We start from the raw sequence: 24,004 nt of genomic DNA, 5'->3' as shown, positions 1-24,004 counted from the left end.
AAGTCGCCCCGCACAGCGTGTCGCCCGGTTCAACTCCGTGATGCGCCGTGCCGAGACTCGTCGGCAACTCCGTGTCCCGACGTGACCATGACCACGCTGCATCGCATCGACCTGACCTGCCCCGTGTGCACGAGCGCATTCCGCTCCCACACGGTCGTGGCCACCAACGGCTTTGGGGGGAAGCGCACCGATTTTCACGAGTGCGCCGCCGGTATGCAGCCGCTTCCGTACTTCGTGCACTTGTGCAGGACCTGTGGCTATGCGGGGGGTACCAGCGACTTCGGGGCCGAGGTCGCCCCCAGCGACCTGCTGAAGGCACAGGTCTGGGGCGAGCTGGCGCGGGCGCTTCGCCACGCGCTCCCCTCCGGATCGCTCAAGTACGAACATGCCGCGAAGGTGGCGGAGTGGCAGGGGAGCGAGCCGCGCTATCTGGCGGACCTGTTCCTGCGGGCCGCCTGGTGCTGCGTGGACGAGGGGGACACCGAGGCCGAGCGCTATTTCCGGCGCAAGGCGGCGTGGCGGTTCGCCGACGCGCTGGCCGTCTACGGCGGTGTGCCCCCCGAGGAACGGGCCGTGATTACGTATTTGGTGGGCGAGTTGTGGCGCCGGATCGGCGACCACGATCAGGCGCAACGCTGGTTCGACATGGTGGTCGAGGAAGTCACCGAGCCATCCGCCCAGCGGTGGGTGCTCGCGGTGGCCGAGCAGCAGAAGGTCGAACCGCGGGAGTGGTTCACCTGAGCGCTCTGTCTCCCCCGTTCCATTACCGGGTCCCGAACAACCGGTCGCCCGCATCACCCAGCCCGGGCAGGATGTAGCCGTACTCGTTGAGCTCCCGATCCAGCGAGGCACTGAGAATCGGCACGTCCGGATGATCCTTGGCCATCCGTGAGACCCCTTCGGGTGCGGCCACGAGGCAGAGGAAGCGGATCCGCGAGGCGCCGGCCCGCTTGAGGGACGCCACGGCGGCCGAGGCGCTACCACCAGTGGCGAGCATCGGATCGAGCAGCAGGAAATCGCGTTCGCTCACATCACCGGGGACCTTGAAGTAGTAGTCGACCGGTTCGAGCGTGTCGTGATCGCGGTAGAGACCAATGTGCCCAACGCGCGCGGACGGCATGAGGCGCAGGATCCCTTCGACCATACCGAGTCCGGCGCGCAGGATGGGGACGAGCGTGAGTTTCTTGCCGCGCACGGCCCAGCCGGTGGTGGTTTCGAGCGGTGTGTCGACTGACGCGGGTTCGAGCACCAGATCGCGGGTGGCTTCGTAGGCCATGAGCATGGCAATCTCGTCCACCAGTTCCTTGAACTGCTTGGTGGGCGTGGCGCGATCGCGCAGCAGCGTGAGCTTGTGACGCACCAGCGGGTGGTCGACGATGCGCAGCGTGGGATGGTCTGTACCGTGGTGCGAGGAGGCCATGCCGGAAGCTATCCTCGCCGGCGAGTCGATGCACGCGTGCGCGTTGGTGTTTTCGGCAACAGCGAGCGGCTCACGGGGGCGCCGTCGCTGGCTCTACCCGGTAGATTGCGACACATGAGCCAGCCGACGTTCTCCCGCATTGCGGTCTATTGTGCCTCCAACGATGGTGCGCATCCGGGCTTCGTCGCCACGGCCCGTGCGCTGGGTACGCTGCTCGCCGAGCGGGGCGTGACGGTCGTGTACGGTGGGGGCCGTACCGGGCTGATGGGTGCTCTGGCTGACAGTGCGCTGGCGGCCGGTGGCGACGTGATCGGCGTGATGCCCCACGGTCTCGTACAGCGGGAAGTGGCGCACCATGGCATCAGCTCCCTGCAGATCGTGGATTCGATGCACGATCGCAAGGCGCGCATCGCGGAGATGGCCGACGCGTTCATCATGATGCCCGGTGGGATCGGTACGCTTGAGGAGTTCTTCGAGACATGGACGTGGGCGCAGCTCGGTGTCCACCAGAAGCCCGTGGGCGTGCTCGATGTCCAGGGGTTCTGGGACCCGCTGTTCACGATGCTCGATCGTCTCGAGCAGGCGCAGTTCCTTCGGGGCACGCCGCGCGATTGGCTCGTGCGGTCTGACGACCCAGCGCTGCTGCTCGCGCAGCTACACGCGTTTACGCCACCGCACGTTCGCCGCTGGCTTCGCCCCGGGGAGAGCTGACCGTCGGGGGGAGTGCAGCCCCCGGGCTGCATCTGGCGTAGCGGACGGGGATTGCTGAGAATAGCTGACCAATGAATGCAAATCGAGCGAACGGAACCATGACGGGTGTACCGCGAGAGTCGAGGCTTGCGTGCGGGCTCGCACTGGCCTCGATCCTGCTGTCGCTGACGGCCGTGCTCGGGTGGTTGTTCAGGGTGCCTTGGCTGGTTCAGCCGCTGGCCACCTTCTCGCCGCCCCGCGTGGGGAGCATGATCATGATTCCCGCAGCGGGCGTGGCCTTGATGGCCAAGTGTAGCGGGCGCCGTGGCGTCGCCCGTTCGCTGGCGCTGCTGAGCGGGCTCGTGCCACTGCTGGGGCTGGTCGTGGCGCTGCTTGGCCTCTCGCTGCCGCTCGACGAGTGGGGGGCGCATCGGGTGGGTGGGGGGCTTGCACCGCAAACCCCCACCATCCCGCTGCCGATCGGTGTCCTCTTCGTGGCCAACGCCGCCAGCCTGTTGCTGCTCACCGGGCGGCGTATCAGCGAGCGTACACTCCTCGCGGCCGGGGCGGTATCGAGCTTTCAGGTGGTGAGTGCTGGTGTGCTCATTGTTGCACACCTTGCCGGCGTACTGGAGGCACCCGCGGCTCAGGCGCTGCGTGCGCCGCTCCAGCCCCTGCTGGCGGCACTGCTACTCGGGATAGCCCTCCTGCAACGGCTCACCGTACGCGCACCCTTCGTGACGGCGCCTCCACGGTGGCTGTCGCCGCTGGCCGCGGTGGGCACGGCGACGGTGGTGCTCGTGATGTGGCACGCGCTGACCCTGCGCGATGAAGTACAGGTTCGCGACCGGTCGGCCCTCGTCGCGCGTTCCCTCGCCCTCGCTATCCAGCAGCAGTATGCGACGGTGGCCGACGGGATACGGTACAGTGCCTCCCATTTGTCGACGATGACCTCCAAGCCCGGGGATGAATGGCTGGCGTCGATGCCGGGGCTCCTGATGAGCACACCGGGGGTGCAACATCTGCTCTGGTTCGACTCTACCGGCACACTGCTGCGCGCCGCGTCGAACCATCCCCTTCCCGACAGCGTGATACACGCGCTGCGCAATCGCCTGCCGCAGCTGTTGGCGCAGCAGCCCGCCGCGAGCAACGGCGACCACACGGGCCGGCCGGCGCTTCGCAGCATGGCACCCAGCGACGGCCCTGCACGGCTGCTGCTGTGGACGCCGGTACCCACTCCCACGATGGGCACCACGGTTCTGGTTGCGCTCGCGGACGACGTGGCGCTCGTGCGCGAGCACGTCAACGATGTGAATCAGGACTACGCCGTGCGGGTACTGGATACCGCACAGCAGGTGCAGGTGCTGGCGTCGCGCTCGCTCCGGCTGGCGAACGAACCCGCGCAGCGACATACGTCGAAGGTGTCGCGGTCCGACACGATCGTGCAGATCGGAGCGCGCCGCCTTCGTCTGATCGTTGAGCCCCACCGGGGCGCCTCGACGTCGCCGCTGCCCGACATGGTACTGGTGCTCGGGCTTCTGGTGACGGTGCTGCTCACCGTTGTCATCGAGTTGCAGCGCCGCCTGTGGCATCACGCCAGTACCGAGGGGAGATCGCGGATCCAGACGGCACTCGAGAGTGCGACCGACGGCGTGTGGGAACTGGATGTACCGGAGGGGCGCATGTACCGCAGTCGGGCGCTGCTCCAGTCCCTGGAGCTCGAGCCGTTGCCGCTCGATGGCAGCCACGCGGCGTGGGTGGCCCGCATTCACCCCGACGATGCAATCCGCCTGTCGCAGGCACTCGGCCAGTACCTGCAAGGCAACGCCTCGGCATTCGAGTGCGAATACCGATTGCGCGCCGGCAATGGAACGTGGCACACGATCGTGGACCGTGGTCGCGTGGTGGAGCGCGCTCCCGATGGCGCTCCGCTTCGCCTGCTGGGCATCTCTGCCGATGTGACCGAGCGCAACCTCGCCCGCGCGGCGCGCGAGGAGAGTGAGCGTCGCTTCCGGGCGATGTTTGACACGGCGAATCAGATCCAGTTGCTGCTCGATCTCGACGGGACGATCCTCGAGGCCAATCAGGCAGCCGGTGAACTGGCGGGGCTCTCGCCGCAGTCGCTGCAGGGGGCGGTGTTCTGGCAGCTGCCATGGTGGTCCGCCGATGCGGCGACCGCCGAGGGGGTCCAGGCACGATTCGCGAAGGCGCTGCAGGGGGACACCCAGAGCTTCGAACTGGGGGTCACGCGAGACCCCACGCCGCCGATCACCGTGGAGTTTTCCCTTACGCCGATCGTCGGGAACGACGGGCAGGTCCTGCAAGTACTCACCGAGGGGCGTGACCTTACCCTCCGTAAGCGCGCGGAGGAGTCGCTGCGCGAGATTAGTACGCTCACGACCATGGGCCAGTTGGCCGCGCGGGTGGCGCACGAGATCAACAATCCCCTGGCTGGTATCCAGAACGCCTTTCTGCTGATTCGCGGGAGTATCCCCACGGAGCATCCGCACTATCGCTTTGTGGGGGCGATCGAGCGAGAGATTATCCGCATTGCTTCGGTGACACGACAGCTGTACGAGACGTATCGCCCCGACCAGCTGATGGCCACGCACGCGTCCGTGGTATTGGCGGTCAGCGATGCGGTGAGCTTTCTCGAGCAGGTGAATCGCAGTCGGGAGGTCCGTATCGTGACGGACCTGTCGCGCGCGCCGTCAATGGTGCCGGTACCGGATGCGCTGTTGCGTCAGACCCTGTACAACCTCGTGCAGAACGCGCTCGATGCGTCGCCGCTGCACGGCACGATCACCGTGAGTGCCCTGCAGGACGGCGACCGCTGTGTGCTGCGGGTGGCGGACGAAGGGCCCGGGATTCCGTACGCGATTCGGGAACGCATCTTCGATCCCTTCTTTACCACGAAGGATCGAACCGTCCGCACCGGCGGTATGGGAATTGGCCTGGCGCTCGTTCGTCAGTCGGTCCTCGCCGTGGGTGGCTGGATCGGCGCACACGACCGACCCGAGGGTGGTACCGAGTTCGAGGTGCATCTCCCCATGACCCCTCTGGAAACCGGAGTCCTGCGATGAGTCGCGGCCGCATACTGATTGCTGATGACGAGCCCACGTTCCTCAGCTCCACCGCCGAGCTGTTGCGAGGCGAGGGATTCACGGTAGACACGGTCGGGAACGGCGAGGGGGCGCTGAAGGCGATCACCACGGCGCCGTACGACCTGATGATCACCGACCTCGAGATGCCCGGCAACGCCGATCTCGACCTCGTGCGGCAGGTGGCCCATGTGAGCGGCGGATTGCCGATCATCATCATCACCGGATTCCCGTCGGTGCGCTCAGCGGTAGCATCGATCGAGCTGCCGGTGGCGGCCTATCTCGTGAAGCCGGTGCACTTTCCCGAGCTGCTCCAGCGGGTGTCGAGCGCAGTGGCGCGCTTCCGCTCGTATCAGACGATGCAGCGGACCGAGCATCGTCTCCGCGAATACCGCGAGCAGGCGGAGAGTCGGCTGGCGCTCGCGCCGGTCACGCCACCCCATGCGGTCGCGTCGCCAGACGCGGGCACTCCGGTGGATCTGTTTCTGACGCTTACCTTACGCAACGTGATGGGGTCACTCACCGATCTCGAGCAGCTCGGGCGCGCGTTGACGGGGCAACCGATACCGTCGGCACATCCGTGTCAGCTCATGAATTGCCCGCGCGGTACCCAGCTTCAGGCGGCGATCGACGAAACGATTGTCGTACTCGAGGAAACAAAGGGCGCGTTCAAGTCCAAGACGTTGGGCGATCTCCGCCAAAAACTCGAGTTGCTGCAATGGCACGTGTGACGCTCGTTCAAAAAGCGGAGCATATGGTGCGAAATGACTCACCTGCCCGCACGGGCGCGTAATGTTTATGGTGGTTTCTTCATGAAGGGGGTTGCGCGCCTCAGTGACGAGCCCTAATCATCTACGAAGAATCAGATCGCGACGCGCGGACCAATAAACGCCGGCGCTCGCAGCAGACTCAACCGTAAAGCAGCACGAAAATTCGGATCGCTCGAACGATCCAACCTTGACGGACGGGACAGAGGTCCCGGTCAGTCGAAGGCGCGATGCCCACTCAGAACGAGTGCGGCTTCGCGCTTTTTTGTTTGCCCTCTGGTGGTCCAGCACCTATCCCCACACGCCGCCGCCGGCGGTGTCATCCCGGACGCAACCATGAGCAATGTCGCAGTGTATGGCCACGAGATCCCGACGCCCTTCGCGTCTCAGCGCGGTGCCTCCATTCGCCCCCGCTCCGCGTCGGGACGCGATCGCCATCTCCCCATGGCGTCGCCACCCACTCTGGCCACTGCCTCCCGCCGTGCCCTCACGCGCATCCTCGTGGTTTCACCCGATGTAGACGCACAACACGCGCATCGCGAAACCTTCGAGCGCCTGGGGCGTGAGGTCTTGTGCGCCGGCACGCCGTTCGGTGTGGTGGACATGATCCTCCGCGCCGAAGTGGACCTGGTGGTCATTGATCCGCAATTGACCGACAATGGCGCCTGCACGCTGCGCGACGCGCTGCGCGACGCATACCCAGCGGTGATGACGGCGCTGCTCGCCACGCCCCTTGCCCTCGACGAGGCATCGGCGTTTCTCCAGCGCGCCGAGGCGATGGTCGCCCGTGAGCATGCCGCAGTCGACGTGGAGGGTGCGGCGCCGTCCTCGGCATTCCGTGGCATGTACGGCAACACGACGATCATGCACGACGTGTTCAGGATGATCTCGCGCGTAGGCCGCACGCAGGTGACGGTGCTCGTGACCGGCGAAAGTGGCACTGGCAAAGAGTTGGTCGCGCGGGCGCTGCACGACGAGAGTCCGCGGCGCAACAAACCATTCGTGGCGCTCAACTGTTCGGCGCTGCCCTCAGAGCTGGTGGAAAGTGAGCTGTTTGGCCATACCCGCGGCGCCTTCACGGGGGCGGTGAAGGACCATGGTGGCCTGTTCGAGGCGGCCAACGGCGGCACCCTGTTTCTCGATGAGATCGGTGATCTTGGTCCGCTGGCGCAGGCCAAGGTGCTGCGGGCGTTGGAGAGCGGCGAGGTGATGCGCGTGGGGGGCACCCGGGCCACCCGGGTGGATGTTCGTGTGATCGCGGCAACGAACCGTCCGCTCGACGCGATGGTGGCCGATGGGCGATTCCGTGAGGATCTGCTGTATCGCCTGAAGGTGATCTCGCTCGCGCTCCCGCCGCTGCGCGACCGCCCGACGGACATTCCCCTGCTGGCCAGCCACTTCCTGCGCGTTGTCTCCGCGCGTCATGCGTTGCCTGTCCGCGCCCTGTCCGCCGAAGCACGGGCCCTTCTCGTGGCGTACGATTGGCCGGGCAATGTGCGCGAACTGCGCAATGTGATCGAGGGGGCGCTGGTGATGTGCGACGGGGGGGAGATTGACGTGTGCGACCTCCCTGCGATCCTCACCCACCGGACGCTCAGCATGACCCGCTCTCCGTCCCTCCTCGAGCCGTTGACCATCGAGCGCGTAGGGGATGTGCCGTTCGTGGAAGCCCGCGAACGCGCGCTGCGCGACTTCGATCGGGCCTTTCTCGGGGCTGCCCTCGCTCGCCACGGTGGCAACATTGCGCGCACCGCGCGGGCCCTGGGGTTGCACCGGCAGTCGCTGCAGAAGCTGCTCGCGCGTCGTGATCTGCGGAATGGTGAGATCGTGCGCGAGATATAGAGAGCCGCGGGGAGCGCGGTGGCATCACTGCCGCTGACAGGCGTCGCACACCGCTGCCGATCAGGGTTCAGGCGTAGGTCATTGATTCTCTCTTGCGGGAATGTTCATGCACATTGAATTCTCCGGCGCCGCACAGGAAGTCACCGGCTCATGCCACATCCTCCGTGTCGGCAAGCGCACCGTGCTGCTCGACTGCGGCATGTTTCAGGGTCGGCGCAGCGAGTCGCGCGAGAAGAACCGGAAGCTGCCGGTACCGATCGATGAGATCGATGCCATCGTGCTGTCCCATGCGCACATCGACCACGCGGGGCGTTTACCCTATCTCGTGGCCCAGGGGTACACGGGGAGCATGTGGGCCACCTCGGCCACGCGCGACTTGTGCGCCATCATGCTCGCCGACAGCGCGCATATCCAGGAGAAAGACGCGGAGCATCTGGCCAGGCATCGCGGGGAACAGATCGAACCGCTGTACCGCATGGAGGATGCCACGCGTACGCTCGAGCACATGATCGGCATGCCATTCCACACGTGGTTCAAGGTGACCGACGGGGTGGATGCCATGTTTACCGAGGCGGGGCACATCCTCGGCAGTGCCTCGGTGGTCCTGGAGCTGCGCGAGGAGGGTCACTTCCGGCGCGTGGTGTTTTCCGGTGATGTGGGGCGCAACGGCCTGCCCATCATTCGCGACCCGCAGCCCCCGCCGCTCGGGGCGCATGTGATCCTGTGCGAAAGCACCTACGGTAATCGGGATCATGAGTCGGTCGAGGGCGCGCGCGACCAACTGGCGCGGGTGGTGCGCGAAACGGCGTCGCGTGGCGGGCGCGTGCTCATTCCGGCCTTTGCGGTCGGGCGTACACAGGAGCTGGTGTACGACTTGCACTTGCTGCGGCGCGACGGAAAGATCCCGGACATTCCGATCTACATCGATTCACCGCTGGCCACGAATGCCACGGCGGTCTTCGCGATGCATCCGGAGGCGTACGATCACAACGAAGCGCTGGTACGCCACACGCCGAACCTCTTCGACTTCCCGATGGTGCAGTTCACCCGTGATGTGACGGAGTCGAAGCGGCTCAACAGCATGCACGGGCCGATGATCATCATCGCGGCTTCGGGGATGGTGGAGTCGGGGCGTATCCTGCACCACCTGCGCTCCGGCGCGACCGATCCGCGCAACACGATTCTCATCGTGGGCTTCCAGGCGGAACACACGCTGGGGCGGCGTATCGTGGAGCGTCAGTCACGGTTGCGCATCTTCGGCGAGGAGGTGCCGTTGGCGGCGCACGTGGAGGTGCTGAATGGCTACAGTGCCCATGCCGACCGGACCGAGCTGCATGAGTGGTTACGCCGCGTTCGGACCGGGGGGGTAGCCGAAGGGCGTGGCACCCCGACGGTCTATCTCGTGCATGGTGAAGCCGAGGCACAGGATGCCTTTGCCGGGCAGCTTCGTGGTGATGGCTTTGCGGTGCAGATCCCCGCCCCCGGCACGCGGGTCACGCTGTGACGCCTGTCCGGACGGTATTTGCCGGGGGCGCTCCGGTGCCGCAGGGGCGCGTGATGGCGTAGTTTGGCGGTGCTATGGCTCGATCGGCCCCAGGCGTCCCCCGCCCCCACTTTGTTCGCGTGATGCGCCGCACGGTCGTCGTGTTGGCTGCCGGGTGGTTCGTGAGCCTGCTCGGCATTGCCGGCTGGTCGCGCCGTTCCTCATCGGAAACGGCGGATGCGATTGTGGTCCTCGGGGCGGCGCAGTACGGTGGCCGGCCGTCACCGGTGCTCAAGTCGCGGCTGGACCACGCACTGGAGCTCTGGGAGGCTGATCGCGCGCCCCACGTGGTGCTCACCGGCGGTCGCCGTCCGGGGGATCTGATCAGCGAAGCCGCCGCCGGTCGCCGCTATCTGGTACGTCGGGGCATTCCCAACGATTCGATGATGCTGGAGCCGGCGGGGCGCACATCGCTCGCGTCGATACGTGGCGCCGCGGAGCTCCTGACCGCAAGCCGCGCCCGGGGCGGCACCATGGCGAACGGCCCCACCGAGAGCGGGGAACGCCCGCGACCGCGGGTGCTGCTGGTGAGTGATCCCTTTCACATGCTGCGGCTCGACGTGCTCGCGCGGATGAACGGGCTCACGCCCCTGCCCTCCCCCACGCGTACCAGTCCCATTTCGGCCAATCGCGCCGTGCTCGAATACATGCTGCGCGAGTCGGTGGCACTCCCCACCGACATCGCGCTCATGGTGTGGCTCACGATGACCGGGCGCACCATCGACGGCGAGCAGACGTCGGACTGATCGCGACCGCAGCGCGGCACGGCCTTCAGTACTTCAGCCGCCCCACCACGCGTCCGTCAGTACCGATGATGTCGATCTCGCCGCGTCGCACGTCGTTGTGCATGCGGCGAAGCGATCCATCGTCCTGGAACGGGAAGGCATAGCGCAGTTGCGCGGTGAGCGAGTAGGTGTCGGCGGCGCCTAGGTTGACGGTGTAACCGAGGTCCTGGAGCGACCCGAGGGAAATGCGGCTGAGCGGGTTCGATCCGCGATTGAGGAACCCGGTCATGAGCTCGTTGCGGAGGATCGATTCGCGCCAATGCGAGTCGCGCGTACCGGCTCCGAACTGGTTTTCCACCGGCACCGCCATGCCGCTGTAGGTGACCGTGTTGAGGGCGGCGAACTGCGCGCGGGCCGTGGGACCGGAAAAGTACGGGTCGTTGGTTCCGGCGCCGGTGAGTAGGGAGCGCTGGAAGTTCCACAACGTGCCGATGCCAAGTACATGCCCCATCTCATGCACGATGACATTGGTGATGGACCCGTCGGCCACCAGGTCGCCGATGTCGAGGCTATCGAACTGCATCAGCCCGTAGGCCGTGAGGCGGGTCGACACGTTGACGGCACAGGGTGACGCCTGCCCGAGGATGTTGCCTGTGCTGTCTCCGCGATGGTCGATCGAGTCGATGCGGGCATAGATCACGACATCGTTGATCGTTTCGTTGATGGCCGGGAGCCAGCTCGCCCCGCAGCCGCCGGCTGCGCTCCTGACGATGGTGCGATGCAGATCCGCGACGATGGCCGATTTCCAACGGGCGGCGGCCACGGCAAAGGCCTGTTGGACCGCGGGGCGCGGAGCCGGTCCCACGAAGCGCACGTCGATGTCGAAGGCGGAGGCCGACGCGGAGGCTGTGAAGGTGACCGCTCTTCCCGGAACCGATGCGCTGGACGCCGTCAGCGTTTGCGTGGTCGCCGTGGGACCCAGGATCCAGCTGCCGACGAAAGCGGTACCGTTCGCGGGATCGGAAGAAACGAGGGGACTGGTGATGGTGCCCGAGTTGGCGCCAGTCATGAAGCTGACGGGGATGTTGCCGACGCCGTTCCCGAACTGGTCGACGACCCGCACACCGGGGGCAACTGGGATCACCGTACTGAAGGCGCCGATCTGATTATCGCCGGCGATCTTCACGAGGTTCACCGCGGCGCCGGGCTGGGCGACGGCGGCGAAGTCGACCGGGGTGGCACCGGTGGCGCTGGCACGCAGGGTCTGCGGGCCGGACTGCGTACCGAGCGTCCACGACTGGACGGTCGCGACGCCTTGAGCATTCGTGGTCTGCTGACTGCCGTCCACGCTGCCGGTACCCTGCACCACCGTGAACAGCACACCCACGCCCGGCACGGCGTTGCCGTACTGGTCTTCCGCGCGCGCAGAGGGCGCCGCTCCAACCGGTGTGGCGACGGGTGCTGTCTGATCGTTCGCACTCAAACGACTGAGACGAGCCGCCGGGCCCGGCAACGCGGTTGCTGTGAAGGTGGTGGTCAGTGCCCCCGCCGCGGCTTCGAGCGTCTGGGTACCGGCCGTGGTGCCGAGCACCCAGCCGCCGGAGGACGCCTGACCGGTGGCGTCGGTGCGGACGGTGTCGCTGGAGACGCGACCGCCGCCGGTGACCACCCGAAAGCGCACCAGCAGCCCCTTCACGGCGCGCCCTTTTTGGTCGGTCACCCGCACCGAAGGCGGCGCCTGCAGCACGGTGCCGACCGTTCCGGAGAAGCTGCTGCCGGCGATGGCCGCGGCGGTGGTCGGTACCTGTGGATCGTCACCACACGCTGCGATCACTGAGAGCAGGCAGATCGTTGCCGCACGGGCTGCGCGAGCGAGATAGGACCGACCGGACATAACGATGCGGGCGCAAGAGAGAGCAGATGACACGGGACACATGTAGGATGCACCCGAGTACGGCAATAAATGAACACCAATGCCGCACGCCGGGGTTTCGGGTTGCTGGTACACGCCCCAACATTGACCGATGCACATCCCTGTCGAGAGTTACCACCTCCCGAACGGCCTGCACGTGGTGCTCTCCGAGGACCATACGGCCCCGATCGTGGCGGTGAATCTGTGGTACCATGTCGGCTCGGCGAACGAGCGGCTGGATCGTACCGGCTTTGCCCACCTGTTCGAACACATGCTCTTTCAGGGATCGGCCAACGTCGAAGCCAATGAGCACTTCGAGCTGGTGCAGCGCGCCGGTGGAACCCTGAACGGCTCCACGTGGCTGGACCGCACCAACTATTACGAGACGATGCCGTCGCACCAGCTGGCGCTGGCGCTGTGGTTGGAAGCCGATCGCATGGGACGCATGCTGCCGGCAATGACGCAACAGAAGCTGGACACGCAACGTGATGTGGTGAAGAACGAGCGCCGCTGGTCGGTCGATAATCAGCCGTATGGCACGTGGTGGGAGCGCCTGCCCTCGCTGGCATTTCCGGAGGGGCATCCGTTCAACCACTCGCTGATTGGCTCCATGGAGCATCTGACCGACGCGTCGCTGGATGACGTGGCGGAGTTCTTCCGGATCTACTACACCCCGGACAATGCGGTGCTGACGGTCGCGGGTGATTTCGAGCGGACGGAGACGGTCCGTCTGATCGAGGCGTACTTCGGCCCCATTCCGCGCGGCAGTGGACGCCCGCCGCTGCGCGACATGCAGCTCCCACCCACCTTCGGCACCACGCGAAAGGAGGTGGTCCCCGATGCCGTGGTGCTCCCTCGCCTGTTCGTGGCGTGCCGCACGCCGGTATTCGGCACCGATGCCTACTATGCAGCCAGCCTCGCCGCGGCGGTGCTGGGGCTGCGTACCGGATGCCGTCTGGAGCAGTCGCTGGTGCGCCGGCAGCGGGTGGCGTCACAGGCGAGTGCATTCACGTATGATCTGGCGAAGGGCAGCGACCTGCTGGTGATCGATGCGACCGCGCACCCCGGGGTGACCCCGGACCAGCTCGAAGCGGCGGTGCTGGCGGAACTCGAGGTGCTGGCGCAGCACGGCGTGACGGAGGATGAGGTCACGCGCGCCCGCGCGCTCATCGAGACCAGCTTCACGATGAGTCTTCAGTCGGCGGCCGAGCGCGCCGATCAGCTGTCGCGCTTCGCCACGTACTTTGGGGACCCGAGCCTCGTGAACACGCAGGTGGACCGCTATAACGCCACCACGGCGGCGGATGTGTCGGCCTTTGCGCGCACATTCCTCGGCCCCGACAATCGCGTGCTGCTGCTGTTCGTGCCCGCTGACGAGCCGCCCGCTGAGATAGCGCACGAACTCGAGGAGGCCACGGCATGACCGCGACGGCGACTAATGCGGGACCTGCCGAGGCAGCTGCCGTGAAGGCTTCCACACACGGGGCCCCGCCCCGCCCTGCTTCAGGCGCGCCACGTCCGTACCGATTCCCGGCCTTCGAAACGCGCATCCTTTCGAACGGGCTGCGCATCATGGTGGCCCGCATGCCCGCCATTCCGGTGGTCACCACCCTCGCGGTAATCGAAGCCGGTGCCGCGCGTGATCCGCGCGACTTCGAGGGGCTCGCGCAGCTGGTCACGCGCTCGCTGACCGAAGGCACGCGTCACATGAATGCGCTCGAGCTCACCACGCGCCTCGAGATGTTGGGTACCACCCTCGACACCGGCGCCGACTGGGACTCGGCGATCGTGCAGCTCACCGCCCTGTCGTCGCGCGTGGACGATGCACTCGCGGTGCTGGCCGAGGTGCTGCAGCATCCGTCCTTCCCGGAACACGAGCTGGAACGCCTGCGCGCCGAACGCCGCGCCGACCTGGCGCAGCTGCGGGCGGAGCCGCGTGGACTGAGCGATGTGTTCTTCACCCGACTGCTCTACGAGCCGTCGTCGCGTTTCGCGCGCCTCGCCGGTGGTGACGAGCGCAGTATCGAAAAGCTCTCGCGTGAGCAGGTCGTATCGTACCACGCCACCTATTTCCGGCCGGACGCGACGGCGCTGATGATGGTGGGGGACATCGACATCGAGCATGCGATCAAGATGGCGAGCGCGCACTTCGGTTCCTGGGAGGGGAAGGCGCCGCCGGTGACGGAACCTTCTGCGGCCCAGCGTCATCTCGAGCCCCGCGTGCATCTCGTGCACAAGGCCGATGCGCCGCAGAGTGAAGTGCGCGTGGGCCACGTGGCTATCCCGCGACTGCACGAGGATTACTTCGCGGTGGTGGTGATGAACGCGATCCTTGGCGGCCTCTTCTCCTCGCGCCTCAATCTCAACCTGCGCGAGCAGCACGCGTACACCTACGGGGCGCACTCCACGTTCGACTGGCGCCGTGCCGCCAGTCCGTTCGAGGTGAGTACCGCGGTCGAGACGGCCGTCACGGCCGATGCCCTCCGTGAGATCGTGCACGAGTTCACGCGCATCCGCGAAGCGCCGGTGTCGGAGGCGGAGCTGTCGCTGGCCGTCTCCTACCTGGTGGGCGTGTTTCCCATCCGCTTCGAGACGACGGCCGAGGTGGCCGGCGGTCTGGCCAACGTGGAGATCTTCCGCCTGCCGAGCACGTACTTCGATACCTACCGGACGCGCGTGGCGGCGGTGACGGTGGACGATGTGCTGCGCGTGGCGCGTACACATCTCGATCCGACGCGGTTGCAGGTGGTGGTGGTGGGCAATGCCGACGCGATCCGGGCGCCGATCTCGGCTCTGGGGCTTGGTGCGATCAGCGTGTACGATCCCCTCGACGACGACCTCGCCTGACCGCTCGCGGTGCTCCGGCTGCAGCTGCAGCGGGACGCATGCCGTCGGCACGTTGTTGCCGGCGGCATTATCGTTGTGTGTCCCGTGACGCCGCCCCCTTTCATCTCTCCGACGTGACTCCAGCCAAGAAGTCGTCCCGCAAGTCGTCCACGAAGGCCAGCCCGTCGTCGAACACGGTCGCGAAGCCGGCGAAGCCGTTGTCGGCGAGAGCCACGAAGCTGGCGGGTCCGCCGAAGTCCGCGCTCTACGACGTGCGCCGCTCGCGCATTCAGGGGCGCGGGGCGTTCGCGGTGACGAACATCCGGAAGGGGCAGCGCATCGACGAGTACTGGGGGCAGCGCATCTCCCACGCCGAGGCGGATCGCCGCTACGACAAGGATGAGGGGCGACACCACACGTTTCTCTTTGTGCTCGACGAGGATGTGGTGCTCGATGCGCGCTTCGGTGGCAACGATGCGCGGTTTATCAACCATTCGTGCGATCCGAATTGCGAAACGGAGATCGTGCGCGGCCACATCTACATCAAGGCGATCAAGCCGATCGCGGCCGGTGAGGAGCTGGTGTACGACTATCGCTTCGACTGGCAGGACGGGTACGGTCCGGAGGATGTGCGCTACTATGCGTGCCGCTGCGGATCGACGAAGTGCCGCGGTTCGATCATCATGGTGCCCCGCTACCTCAAGGAGACGGTCCGCGCGTGGCTGGCGGGGAACGACGTCCGGAAGCCCGCCAAGCCGTCGCGCGCCAAGAAGGCGGCGAACGGGGCGACACGGTGAGCGTCGGTGGCGCCGACCGCGACGGCTCGCCTGGTTTGGGCAAGGTTGATGGCGAGCGGGTCTACCACGGGCGCATCATCTCGGTGGATCGCGATCAGGTTCGCTTTCCGGATGGGTCGGTCGGCACGCTGGAAATGATCCGGCACCCGGGCGCGAGCGCCGTGGTGCCGCTGCTGGGCGAGGATGACGATCCCGAGGTGCTGTTAATCCGACAGTACCGATATGCTGCGGACGGCTTCCTGTACGAAATCCCGGCGGGGCGTCTCGATCCAGGGGAAACACCGGTCGAATGTGCCCGTCGCGAGCTGCACGAGGAAACCGGATACACGGCCGAGCGTGTCGAACCGCTGTTCACCATGTACACGACCCCGGGCTTTACGGACGAGAAGATTCACCTCTTCCTGGCCACGGGACTCGTGGCAGGAGAGGCGATGCGGGAGGCCGACGAGTTCATGGAGCTGGTGCCCACGCGGCTGTCACGGGCGCTGGCCATGGTGCAGCAGGGGGACATCACGGACGCCAAAACGGCGCTCGCGCTGCTGTACGCGGCAGGATTCCACATTGGCTGAGCCGAAGTGACTCCGATGTGTCCATTTTTCTGGACACTCATGATCGGAAAAGAGACGCCTGAGCGGACAATCTCTCCACGGTGACAGAGACGACAGAACGGCAACGTGTTGTTCTGTATGAAGTTGCGACGGAAGGTTCCACATGGTTCCATCCGGCACGGCATCTGCACAGGTAGGGAGTGAGCGCGCCAGCATGGTCTGCCGGATCGTCCGGCCACATCTGGCTGGTGCGCCGTGGAGAAAACCCCACGTCACCGCTGTGAGGAGGGCTCGACGCATGGCCGAACTGGCTCGCACGAAACTGACCGCCCACGCCACCCCTGCGGTGTCGGTGCGCGAGCATCTGCGCACGCTCGAGGATGGGGATGTGGTCTCCGCGTTCCTCGCTGGCGAGGAACGGGCTTTCGAGGAGCTGGTGGACCGCTACCAGGGCCGGCTCCTGAACTTCGTGTACCGCACGATCGGTGATCGCGACCGCGCCGAGGATCTGGTGCAGGAAGTGTTCATCCGCGTGTACCGCCATATCGGGCGTTTCGACCGCTCGAAGAAGTTCAGCACGTGGATCTACACGATTGCCAGCAACCTGGCGAAGAACGAGCTGCGCAATCGGTCGCGTAACCCATTGGTTCTGTTCCAAACCATCAAGGCAAAATTCGAGGACGAGGAGCGTCCGCTCCAGTTCGAAGACGCGCACACCCGCCCGGACGACCTGTTCCGGAAGCGTCACCTGCGGGAAATGGTGGAGCAGAGCGTGGGGCAGCTCCCGGCGCACCACCGCGAGGTGTTCGTGCTGCGCGAGCTGGAGGGGAAGTCGTACGAAGAGATCGCCGAGATCACCGGCGTGAACCTGGGCACCGTGAAGTCGCGGTTGAACCGGGCGCGGACGGCGTTTGCGGACATCATTGCGCCTCTGGTCCGGTAAGGGGGGGCGCTCCATCCACGTCAACGAGAAGGGGGCGCCCCTCGGCGCGCCCGTCACGTTTGGCCCATGCCCAACCCCCCCCCCCCGCCAGATTCGGGACAGCGACCTGGACTGCTGGTCGGGGATCGCCCCGGGAACCGCCGTTGTCCCGGTGGGTACGTTGCCCTGAACGATTCCCTGAAGGCTTCCCGTTTGGCACCGATGGACTGCAAGCACTTCCGTAAGCATCACCTGGCGTATCTCGACGATACGCTCCCCGGTGATCTGATGGCCCCGGCACAACGACACATTCTCCTCTGTGACGGCTGCGCGGCCCACGACACACTGGTTCGGCGCTCGCTCATGGTCGCGCGGAGCATGCCCACCATCGAGCCCAGCGCGGAGTTCCAGTCTCGGCTGCGGGCACGCCTGGCGGCCTGTCGTGAGGAGTCTGCAGGTGAGCGCGCACCGCGCGCGCGGGCAGCGCGCGGCGGCTCGGCGCGTGCCGCCATGGTGGTCGCGGCCGGTGCGATGCTGGGCGCACTGGCCTGGCAGTCGTTGAGCGAGACGCCGGTCCCTGAGCTGGCTGTGCGCCCGGTGATCACGTCACCGTCGGCGCCGATATCGACCGCGCCGTACCTCACGCCGGCGCTGGTCCAGGTAATGTCGACCGGCAATCCCATGTGGCCCGCGGCCATGATGATGGAAGAGGCGCCGGCGGGGTTCGTGAACGCCGAGTACTCGTTCGCGGATCTGCGATAAGCGCGAAGGGTAATGCGAGGCATCGGAGTCGTTATTTTTCGACATGCCTCCGAAGCCTGCCGCCACACCCGCCAAGGAAGCCTCGCCGCTCCGCGTGGTGCAGGCCGCCGTTCAGGCACGGCAATTCGCCCCCGTGTATTACCTGCACGGTGACGACGACTTCCTGAAAGACAGTGCGATCCGCGATCTGCTCGCGGCCGCGATCGATCCGAGCACGCGTGATTTCAATCTGGAAACGCGACGCGCCAATGATCTCGATGCGGAAGCGCTCGCGAGTTTGCTGACAACGCCGCCGATGCTCGCCGAGCGTCGTGCCGTGGTGCTGCGAGATGTGACGGCGCTGAAGAAAGCCGCGCGCACACAGCTCGATCGCTATCTCCGGCAGCCCGCATCGGACACGCTCGTGCTGCTGGTAAGTCCTGCGGGCACGAAGGCCGACACCGCGCTGGCCAACGCCAGCGTCTCGCTCGATTTCGCACCACTCACGCCGGAGCGTGTGCGCAAGTGGATCACGCACCACGCCACGACCGCGTTGCAGGTGGACATTGCCGACGATGCCACGCAGTTGCTGCAGCAGGCGGTGGGCAACGACCTGCACCTGCTGGCGGCCGAGATCGACAAGTGCGCGAGCTACGTGCTGGGCGTGCACGATGCCAGCGGCACCTCGGCGGAGGGTCGCGCACGGATCGACGTGGATGCCGTGTCGGCGGTGGTGGGGGTGCGTCGCGGCGAAACCGTGACCGACCTGCTCGACGCCGTGGCCCGTCACGATGCGAAGATTGCGGTGGCGCTCGTGGGCCATGTGCTGGGACAGCCGAAAGTCACCGCGGTGCAAGTGGTGATGATGCTCAGCACGCAGGCGTTCGCGCTGTCGTTCGGGCGCGCGCGCCGCGACGCGGGGATTCCCACGAGTCGGCTGCCCCAGGAGTTCTTCGCCTTTCTCAAGGAAACCGGCGGCTATCCCGGTCGCCCGTGGGGTGAGGCGGCGTCGGCGTGGACGAAGGTCACCGATCAATGGAGCGCCGACGCCTGTCAGCGGGCACTCACCCTGCTGCTGGAAGCCGATATGGCGCTCAAAGACACCACCGTCTCCAATGCGGAGCAGATTTTGATGTCGCTGGTTCTGGGATTGTGCGCGCTTCGCACGCGGAAGGCGGCATGACGCCGCGCCTCATGTGGCCCATGGCCGTGCTGGCGGTGGCAGGCGTGTCCGTGGCGCCGCCCATTGCCGCGCAGGGTGCGCCGACCGTCCCACCGGCCGTGTCGCCGGCCGTCTCACCGGCGCTTGACCGTGCGAGGACGCGCGCGCGCGCGTTGCTCGACGAAGGCGAGGGCGTGGAGGCCCGCGCCCTGCTCGATTCGCTGGTTCGCGCCACCGCCGTGGGGAGCAACGATTTCGCCGAGGCGCTCTATTGGCGCGCGACGCTGTCGGAGCGCGTGAGTGAGGCGGAGCGTGACTGGAAGCGGCTCATCATCGATGCGCCGCTCTCGCCGCGTGCCTCCGATGCGATGGTGCGTCTGGGTGAACTGGAGATGCTGCGTGGCCGCCCCGCGGCCGCGCGCGCCCACTATGAGCGCGTGGTGCGCGAGTACCCCACGGGGCCGGCCCGCGCGAAGAGCCAGATGGGGATCGTGAAGAGTTGGGTAGCGCAGCAGGATCTGCCGCGCGCCTGTGTGGCCTTGCTGGCGGTGTCGGCAGCCGGTGTGCCGAACGGCGTGCCGAACGGCGTGCCGGACGGCGAGCTGCGTCTGCAGGCGGAGGAGATGGGGCGACGCTGCGCGACGGTGGACCCGAAGGCGCTCACGAAGGTGTCGGCGGCCAATAGCGCGAGCACGATGCCTCCTAACGCCCGTTTCAGTGTGCAGCTGGCCGCCTACGACACGCGGGCGGAGGCCGACGCGGCGGTGGCGCGCTTCACGAAGCGCGGGATCGACACGCGCGTGGATGGCGAGGCGAAGCCGTATCGCGTGCGAACCGGCTATTACCCCACGCGCGACGATGCGACCGCGGCGCTCGCGAAGTTCAAGCGCGCCGGACAGACGGGCTTCCTCGTGGAGATCGCGAAGTGAGTGGGAGTGCCACCCCGTTGATGCAGCAGTACCGGGAGATCAAGGCGCGTCATCAAGACGCAATCCTGTTCTTCCGCATGGGCGACTTCTACGAAATGTTCTACGAGGACGCCGAGGTGGCGTCGCGCGCGATCGGGCTCACGCTCACGTCGCGCAACAACGGCGGGGCCGCCGAGGTGCCGCTGGCCGGCATTCCGGTGAAGGCCGCGGCGGAGTATCTGCGCCGGCTGGTGGGGCAGGGGCATCGCGTGGCGATCTGCGAGCAGGTGGAAGACCCGAAGCTCGCCAAGGGGATCGTGAAGCGCGAAGTGATCGAAACGATCACGCCCGGTGCCGTGTTTGCCGATGATCTACTGGACGGTGCGCGTGCAAATTACGTGTGCGCCGTGGCCATGGGGCGCGACACGATCGGCAAGCAGGCCGTGCGAGACGGCGCGGTACGCGAGCAGATCGGGGTGGCCGCAGCGGATCTGTCCACGGGAGAGATGCGACTGTTCGTGGTGTCGCCAGCCGATGCGCCAGCGGTGCTGGCGCGCCTGGCCCCGCGCGAGATGCTGCTGGTGCGGAATAGCGCGCACCCCGAGCTCGATCCGGCGCTGCGGGTGGTGGACCATGTACTGGTCACCGAGCGGGAAGGATGGGAGTTCGACGCGCAGCTCGCCGCCGACGAGCTCACCCGGCAGTTTGTGGTGGCGAGTCTGGAAGGGTTCGGCCTTGGTGCCGATGATGCTGCGGCCGTGGGCGCGGCTGGTGCGCTGCTGCGCTACCTGCGCGAACTGCAGCCGGGCGGGTTGCCGCATCTTGCCCGTCCGATCGTGGAGCGTCCGGGCGGGGTGATGCCGCTCGACGAGATGACGCGCCGCAATCTCGAACTGGTCGAGTCGCTGCGCGGCGGGGAGCTCGCGGGCACGTTGCTCTCGGTGCTCGACCGTACTACCACCCCCATGGGGCAGCGGCTGCTGCGCCAATGGCTCCTGGCGCCGCTGCTCGAGCGCGACGCCATCGAACGGCGGCTCGATGCGGTGACGGTCCTCGTGCGCGACCCCGTGGGGCGCGCGGCGCTGCGCGAGGCACTCGACGGGGTGCGTGACGTGGAGCGCTTGGCCAGCAAGGCCGCGGCGGGACGGGCCACGCCACGCGAACTGCGCGCGCTTGGCGATTCGCTCGCGCGGTTGCCGCAGGTGGCGAAGGCGGTGCGCGAGGTGCTGTCGCACGCCAATCAGGGTGGCGCACAGGGGGGCGCGCTCTCGGCCATGCTCCACGAGTGGGACGACGGCACCGACTGCGCGTCGAAGATCACGCATCTGTTGGTGGCCCGTCCGCCGCTGATGATCGGCGAGGAGGACACCATCGCGCCGGGGGTCGACCCGGATCTCGACGAACTGCGGGCGTTGCGCGACGGTGGCAAGGATGCCATCGCAACGATCCAGCAGCAGGAGCGCGCGCGCACCGGTATTTCGTCGCTCAAGGTGGGCTACAACAAGGTGTTCGGGTACTTCCTCGAGATCTCGAACGCCAACAAGCATCTGGTGCCCGACGATTACCAGCGCCGGCAGACGCTCACCGGGGCAGAGCGCTACGTGACCCCGGCGCTCAAGGAGTACGAAGAGAAGGTGCTGAGCGCCGCCGAGCGCATTGAAACGCGCGAGCGGGAACTCTTTGAGGGACTGCGTCGCGAGGTCGGCGCGGCGATCGCGCGTTGGCAGGTGGTGGCGCGTCGTGTGGCCACGATCGACGTGCTGTCGAGCTTTGCCGAGGTGGCGGAGCGCGAGCAGTACGTGCGCCCTGAGCTGCATGACGACTTCGACATGGAAATCGTGGCGGGTCGGCATCCGGTCGTGGAGCGCATGATGGCGCGCGAGAAGTTCATCCCCAACGATCTGTTGCTGACGAGCGATGCGCAGCTGATCGTGCTCACCGGCCCCAACATGGCGGGCAAGAGTACGATCCTGCGCCAGGTGGGACTGATCCAGCTGCTGGCGCAGGGGGGGGGCTACGTGCCGGCGCGCCGCGCACGGCTGCCGATCGTGGATCGGCTGTTCACGCGTGTGGGTGCGAGCGACAATCTCGTGCGCGGCCAGTCCACCTTCATGGTGGAGATGAGCGAAACGAGCGCCATTCTCCACACCGCCACGAACCGTTCGCTGGTGTTGCTCGACGAAATCGGGCGTGGCACCAGCACGTATGATGGCGTGAGCATCGCGTGGAGCGTGAGCGAGCATCTGCACGACGCGATCGGCTGCAAGACGGTGTTCGCCACGCACTATCACGAACTCACGCAGCTCGCGAACGAGTTGAGCGGGGTGAAGAACTTCACGGTGGCGGTGCGCGAAGTCGGGGATCAGGTCCTGTTCCTCCACAAGCTCATCCCCGGTGGCGCTGATCGCTCGTACGGGATCGAGGTGGGGCGCCTTGCCGGATTACCGGCGCCGGTGATTGCGCGTGCCAAGGAGGTGTTGGCACTGCTGGAGGGCGAAGGGGAGCAGATGGCGGCGCGGCTTACCGCCGAGGGGATGCAGGCGCCGAGCAGCACCCGTCGTCGCGGTCCGCGGCTCAAGTATCAGCTGCACGTCGATCAGCTGGGCTTTTTCGGGGAGGGCCCGTCTGCGCCGGTGGATGAGGCCGCGTCGCGCCTCAAGGCGGCGGTGTCGGCGCTCGATACCGACCACATGACGCCGCTCGAGGCACTCACCACGCTCGCGGCCCTCAAGAAGGGCGCCCAGTCCACGTGAGTGTGACGCACGCGTCTTGTGTGACGGTTCCCCCGCCCAAGCCCTCCAAGGCCGACCTCGCCGCTGCCGTTCACAAGATCGTCCCCGATCTGGTGGCGCCGAATCTCAAGGTGCTGTTCTGCGGCATCAATCCGGGGCTCTACACCGCGGCGATCGGTCACCATTTCGGTCGCCCCGGCAATCGGTTCTGGCCGGCGTTGCACGGCGCCGGGTTCACACCGCGGCTCTTCAAGCCATGGGACGAGCACGAACTGTTGGAGCTGGGGTACGGTATCACCAACATGGTGGAGCGCACGACGGCGGCGGCGTCGGAGCTGGCCCCCGAGGAGTACGTGGCGGGCGGCCAGCGACTCACCCGACTCGTGCAGCGCTACACCCCGCGGGTCGTGGCCTTTCTCGGTATTGGCGCCTATCGCAGTGCCTTTGGCCGACCCGGGGCGCCGCTCGGGTTGCAGCCGGAGTGGCTGGAGCAGAGCCGACTCTGGGCGCTGCCCAGTCCGAGCGGGCTCAATGCCAACCATCAGCTGCCCGATCTCGTGCGGCTCCTGACCGAATTGCGCACGTGGGTGGACGCGGCGTAGTCCGCTGGGCGTAGTCCGCTGGACGTAGTCCGCCGCCGGTCACGGCCGTAGCTTCCGTGGTCGACCTTCTCTCCTTCACCGTTCCGGTCATGCTCTCCACGTTTCGCCGTTCGCGCGCCACGGCCGCGATGATCGCGTTCTCCACGATTGGCCTGGTGGGATCGGCGGGGGCGTTCGGCGCCTGCAGCGACGGCGAGCCGCCGGCTACATCCGACACGGCGAGCGCCGCGACGGCCGGCACCGGCGCACCGCGCACCCCGGGCTTCACCTTCGAGGTGGTGGCCGAGTATCCCCACGATGCGGGCGCGTTCACGCAGGGGCTGCTCTGGCACGAGGGGCGTCTGTTCGAGAGCACCGGTCAGGTGGGCACCTCGAACATCCGCGAGGTCACCCTCGCGTCGGGGAAGGTGGTCCGCCAGCAGGATCTCGAGGAGCCGCACTTCGGCGAGGGGATCGTGATCATCGGTCCCACGCTGTATCAGATCACCTGGCAGAGCGGGAAGGCGTTCACGTACGACTGGAAGACGTTCAGCCGCACGGGTGAATTCCGCTACGACGGGGAAGGCTGGGGGCTCACCACCGATGGCACGTCGCTCATCATGAGCAATGGCAGCAATACGCTGATTTATCGCGATCCCAAGACCTTCGCGGCACAGCGTGCGGTGACGGTGACCGAGCGGGGCAATCCGGTGTCGCAGCTCAACGAGCTGGAATGGGTGAAAGGCGAGATCTGGGCCAACGTGTGGCAGAAGGATTCGATCGCGCG

20 protein-coding genes are annotated in these 24,004 nt (G+C 66.7%); 18 read left to right on the top strand and 2 right to left on the bottom strand.

Annotated features, from left to right (window positions below; translation table 11 throughout):
- The first annotated feature begins 87 nt into the window (after positions 1 to 87).
- Positions 88 to 741 carry a DUF2225 domain-containing protein gene (locus tag ACIQ51_RS05895; RefSeq protein WP_396204091.1) on the top strand — a complete coding sequence of 218 codons (654 nt, stop codon included), beginning with the start codon at positions 88 to 90 and terminating at the stop codon, positions 739 to 741.
- A 22-nt stretch (positions 742 to 763) separates the two neighbouring features.
- Here ACIQ51_RS05895 and upp read toward each other — a convergent pair whose 3' ends face one another.
- Positions 764 to 1,420, bottom strand: coding sequence for a uracil phosphoribosyltransferase (upp, locus tag ACIQ51_RS05890; protein WP_396204090.1), 657 nt, complete (start codon positions 1,418 to 1,420; stop codon positions 764 to 766).
- A 114-nt stretch (positions 1,421 to 1,534) separates the two neighbouring features.
- Between upp and ACIQ51_RS05885 the strand changes: the two genes are divergently transcribed.
- From ACIQ51_RS05885 to ACIQ51_RS05860, 6 genes are all read left to right on the top strand, one after another.
- A complete protein-coding gene (locus ACIQ51_RS05885) occupies positions 1,535 to 2,131 on the top strand; it encodes a TIGR00730 family Rossman fold protein (protein WP_396204089.1) in 597 nt (198 codons plus the stop codon).
- Positions 2,132 to 2,325: 194 nt separating this feature from the next.
- Positions 2,326 to 5,193 (top strand): ATP-binding protein, encoded by a 2,868-nt coding sequence (locus tag ACIQ51_RS05880; protein WP_396204088.1) that lies wholly within the window; start codon positions 2,326 to 2,328, stop codon positions 5,191 to 5,193.
- The gene (locus ACIQ51_RS05875) at positions 5,190 to 5,942 is read left to right on the top strand and encodes a response regulator (protein ID WP_396204087.1); all 753 of its coding nucleotides are present in this window, start codon (positions 5,190 to 5,192) and stop codon (positions 5,940 to 5,942) included. The genes ACIQ51_RS05880 and ACIQ51_RS05875 overlap by 4 nt, the downstream gene beginning before the upstream one ends.
- Positions 5,943 to 6,314: 372 nt before the next feature.
- Positions 6,315 to 7,820 carry a sigma-54 interaction domain-containing protein gene (locus ACIQ51_RS05870; RefSeq protein ID WP_396204086.1) on the top strand — a complete coding sequence of 502 codons (1,506 nt, stop codon included), beginning with the start codon at positions 6,315 to 6,317 and terminating at the stop codon, positions 7,818 to 7,820.
- Between the two features lie 100 nt (positions 7,821 to 7,920).
- Positions 7,921 to 9,324 (top strand): MBL fold metallo-hydrolase, encoded by a 1,404-nt coding sequence (locus tag ACIQ51_RS05865; RefSeq protein ID WP_396204085.1) that lies wholly within the window; start codon positions 7,921 to 7,923, stop codon positions 9,322 to 9,324.
- A 122-nt stretch (positions 9,325 to 9,446) separates the two neighbouring features.
- Positions 9,447 to 10,109 carry a YdcF family protein gene (locus tag ACIQ51_RS05860; protein WP_396204121.1) on the top strand — a complete coding sequence of 221 codons (663 nt, stop codon included), beginning with the start codon at positions 9,447 to 9,449 and terminating at the stop codon, positions 10,107 to 10,109.
- A 25-nt stretch (positions 10,110 to 10,134) separates the two neighbouring features.
- Here ACIQ51_RS05860 and ACIQ51_RS05855 read toward each other — a convergent pair whose 3' ends face one another.
- Entirely contained in the window at positions 10,135 to 11,982 is a 1,848-nt protein-coding gene (locus ACIQ51_RS05855; protein ID WP_396204084.1) for a leishmanolysin-related zinc metalloendopeptidase, read from the bottom strand.
- Positions 11,983 to 12,112: 130 nt separating this feature from the next.
- Between ACIQ51_RS05855 and ACIQ51_RS05850 the strand changes: the two genes are divergently transcribed.
- The 11 genes from ACIQ51_RS05850 to ACIQ51_RS05800 all read left to right on the top strand — a co-directional run.
- Positions 12,113 to 13,423 (top strand): M16 family metallopeptidase, encoded by a 1,311-nt coding sequence (locus ACIQ51_RS05850; protein ID WP_396204082.1) that lies wholly within the window; start codon positions 12,113 to 12,115, stop codon positions 13,421 to 13,423.
- Positions 13,424 to 13,464: 41 nt separating this feature from the next.
- Positions 13,465 to 14,847 (top strand): M16 family metallopeptidase, encoded by a 1,383-nt coding sequence (locus ACIQ51_RS05845; RefSeq protein ID WP_396204081.1) that lies wholly within the window; start codon positions 13,465 to 13,467, stop codon positions 14,845 to 14,847.
- Positions 14,848 to 14,960: 113 nt separating this feature from the next.
- Positions 14,961 to 15,623 carry an SET domain-containing protein gene (locus ACIQ51_RS05840; RefSeq protein WP_396204080.1) on the top strand — a complete coding sequence of 221 codons (663 nt, stop codon included), beginning with the start codon at positions 14,961 to 14,963 and terminating at the stop codon, positions 15,621 to 15,623.
- Entirely contained in the window at positions 15,620 to 16,192 is a 573-nt protein-coding gene (locus tag ACIQ51_RS05835) for an NUDIX hydrolase (protein WP_396204079.1), read from the top strand. Before ACIQ51_RS05840 ends, ACIQ51_RS05835 begins: the two co-directional genes overlap by 4 nt.
- A 277-nt stretch (positions 16,193 to 16,469) precedes the next feature.
- Positions 16,470 to 17,114 carry a sigma-70 family RNA polymerase sigma factor gene (locus tag ACIQ51_RS05830; RefSeq protein ID WP_396204078.1) on the top strand — a complete coding sequence of 215 codons (645 nt, stop codon included), beginning with the start codon at positions 16,470 to 16,472 and terminating at the stop codon, positions 17,112 to 17,114.
- Between the two features lie 201 nt (positions 17,115 to 17,315).
- The gene (locus ACIQ51_RS05825) at positions 17,316 to 17,855 is read left to right on the top strand and encodes a hypothetical protein (RefSeq protein WP_396204077.1); all 540 of its coding nucleotides are present in this window, start codon (positions 17,316 to 17,318) and stop codon (positions 17,853 to 17,855) included.
- Positions 17,856 to 17,898: 43 nt separating this feature from the next.
- Positions 17,899 to 19,017: a DNA polymerase III subunit delta gene (holA, locus tag ACIQ51_RS05820; RefSeq protein ID WP_396204076.1), complete on the top strand. Its 1,119-nt coding sequence runs from the start codon at positions 17,899 to 17,901 to the stop codon at positions 19,015 to 19,017.
- Complete coding sequence (locus ACIQ51_RS05815; protein WP_396204075.1) at positions 19,014 to 19,925, top strand: SPOR domain-containing protein; 912 nt, start codon at positions 19,014 to 19,016, stop codon at positions 19,923 to 19,925. The genes holA and ACIQ51_RS05815 overlap by 4 nt, the downstream gene beginning before the upstream one ends.
- A complete protein-coding gene (gene mutS, locus ACIQ51_RS05810; protein ID WP_396204074.1) occupies positions 19,922 to 22,657 on the top strand; it encodes a DNA mismatch repair protein MutS in 2,736 nt (911 codons plus the stop codon). The genes ACIQ51_RS05815 and mutS overlap by 4 nt, the downstream gene beginning before the upstream one ends.
- A 20-nt stretch (positions 22,658 to 22,677) precedes the next feature.
- Positions 22,678 to 23,238 carry a G/U mismatch-specific DNA glycosylase gene (gene mug / locus ACIQ51_RS05805; RefSeq protein ID WP_396204073.1) on the top strand — a complete coding sequence of 187 codons (561 nt, stop codon included), beginning with the start codon at positions 22,678 to 22,680 and terminating at the stop codon, positions 23,236 to 23,238.
- A gap of 56 nt (positions 23,239 to 23,294) precedes the next feature.
- The coding region (locus tag ACIQ51_RS05800) for a glutaminyl-peptide cyclotransferase (RefSeq protein WP_396204072.1) at positions 23,295 to 24,004 on the top strand (710 nt) is incomplete at its 3' end.

Origin of the sequence: Gemmatimonas sp. (assembly GCF_044344655.1) — a bacterium.
GTDB lineage: Bacteria > Gemmatimonadota > Gemmatimonadetes > Gemmatimonadales > Gemmatimonadaceae > Gemmatimonas.
This window is presented reverse-complemented; position numbering and strand designations above follow the sequence as displayed.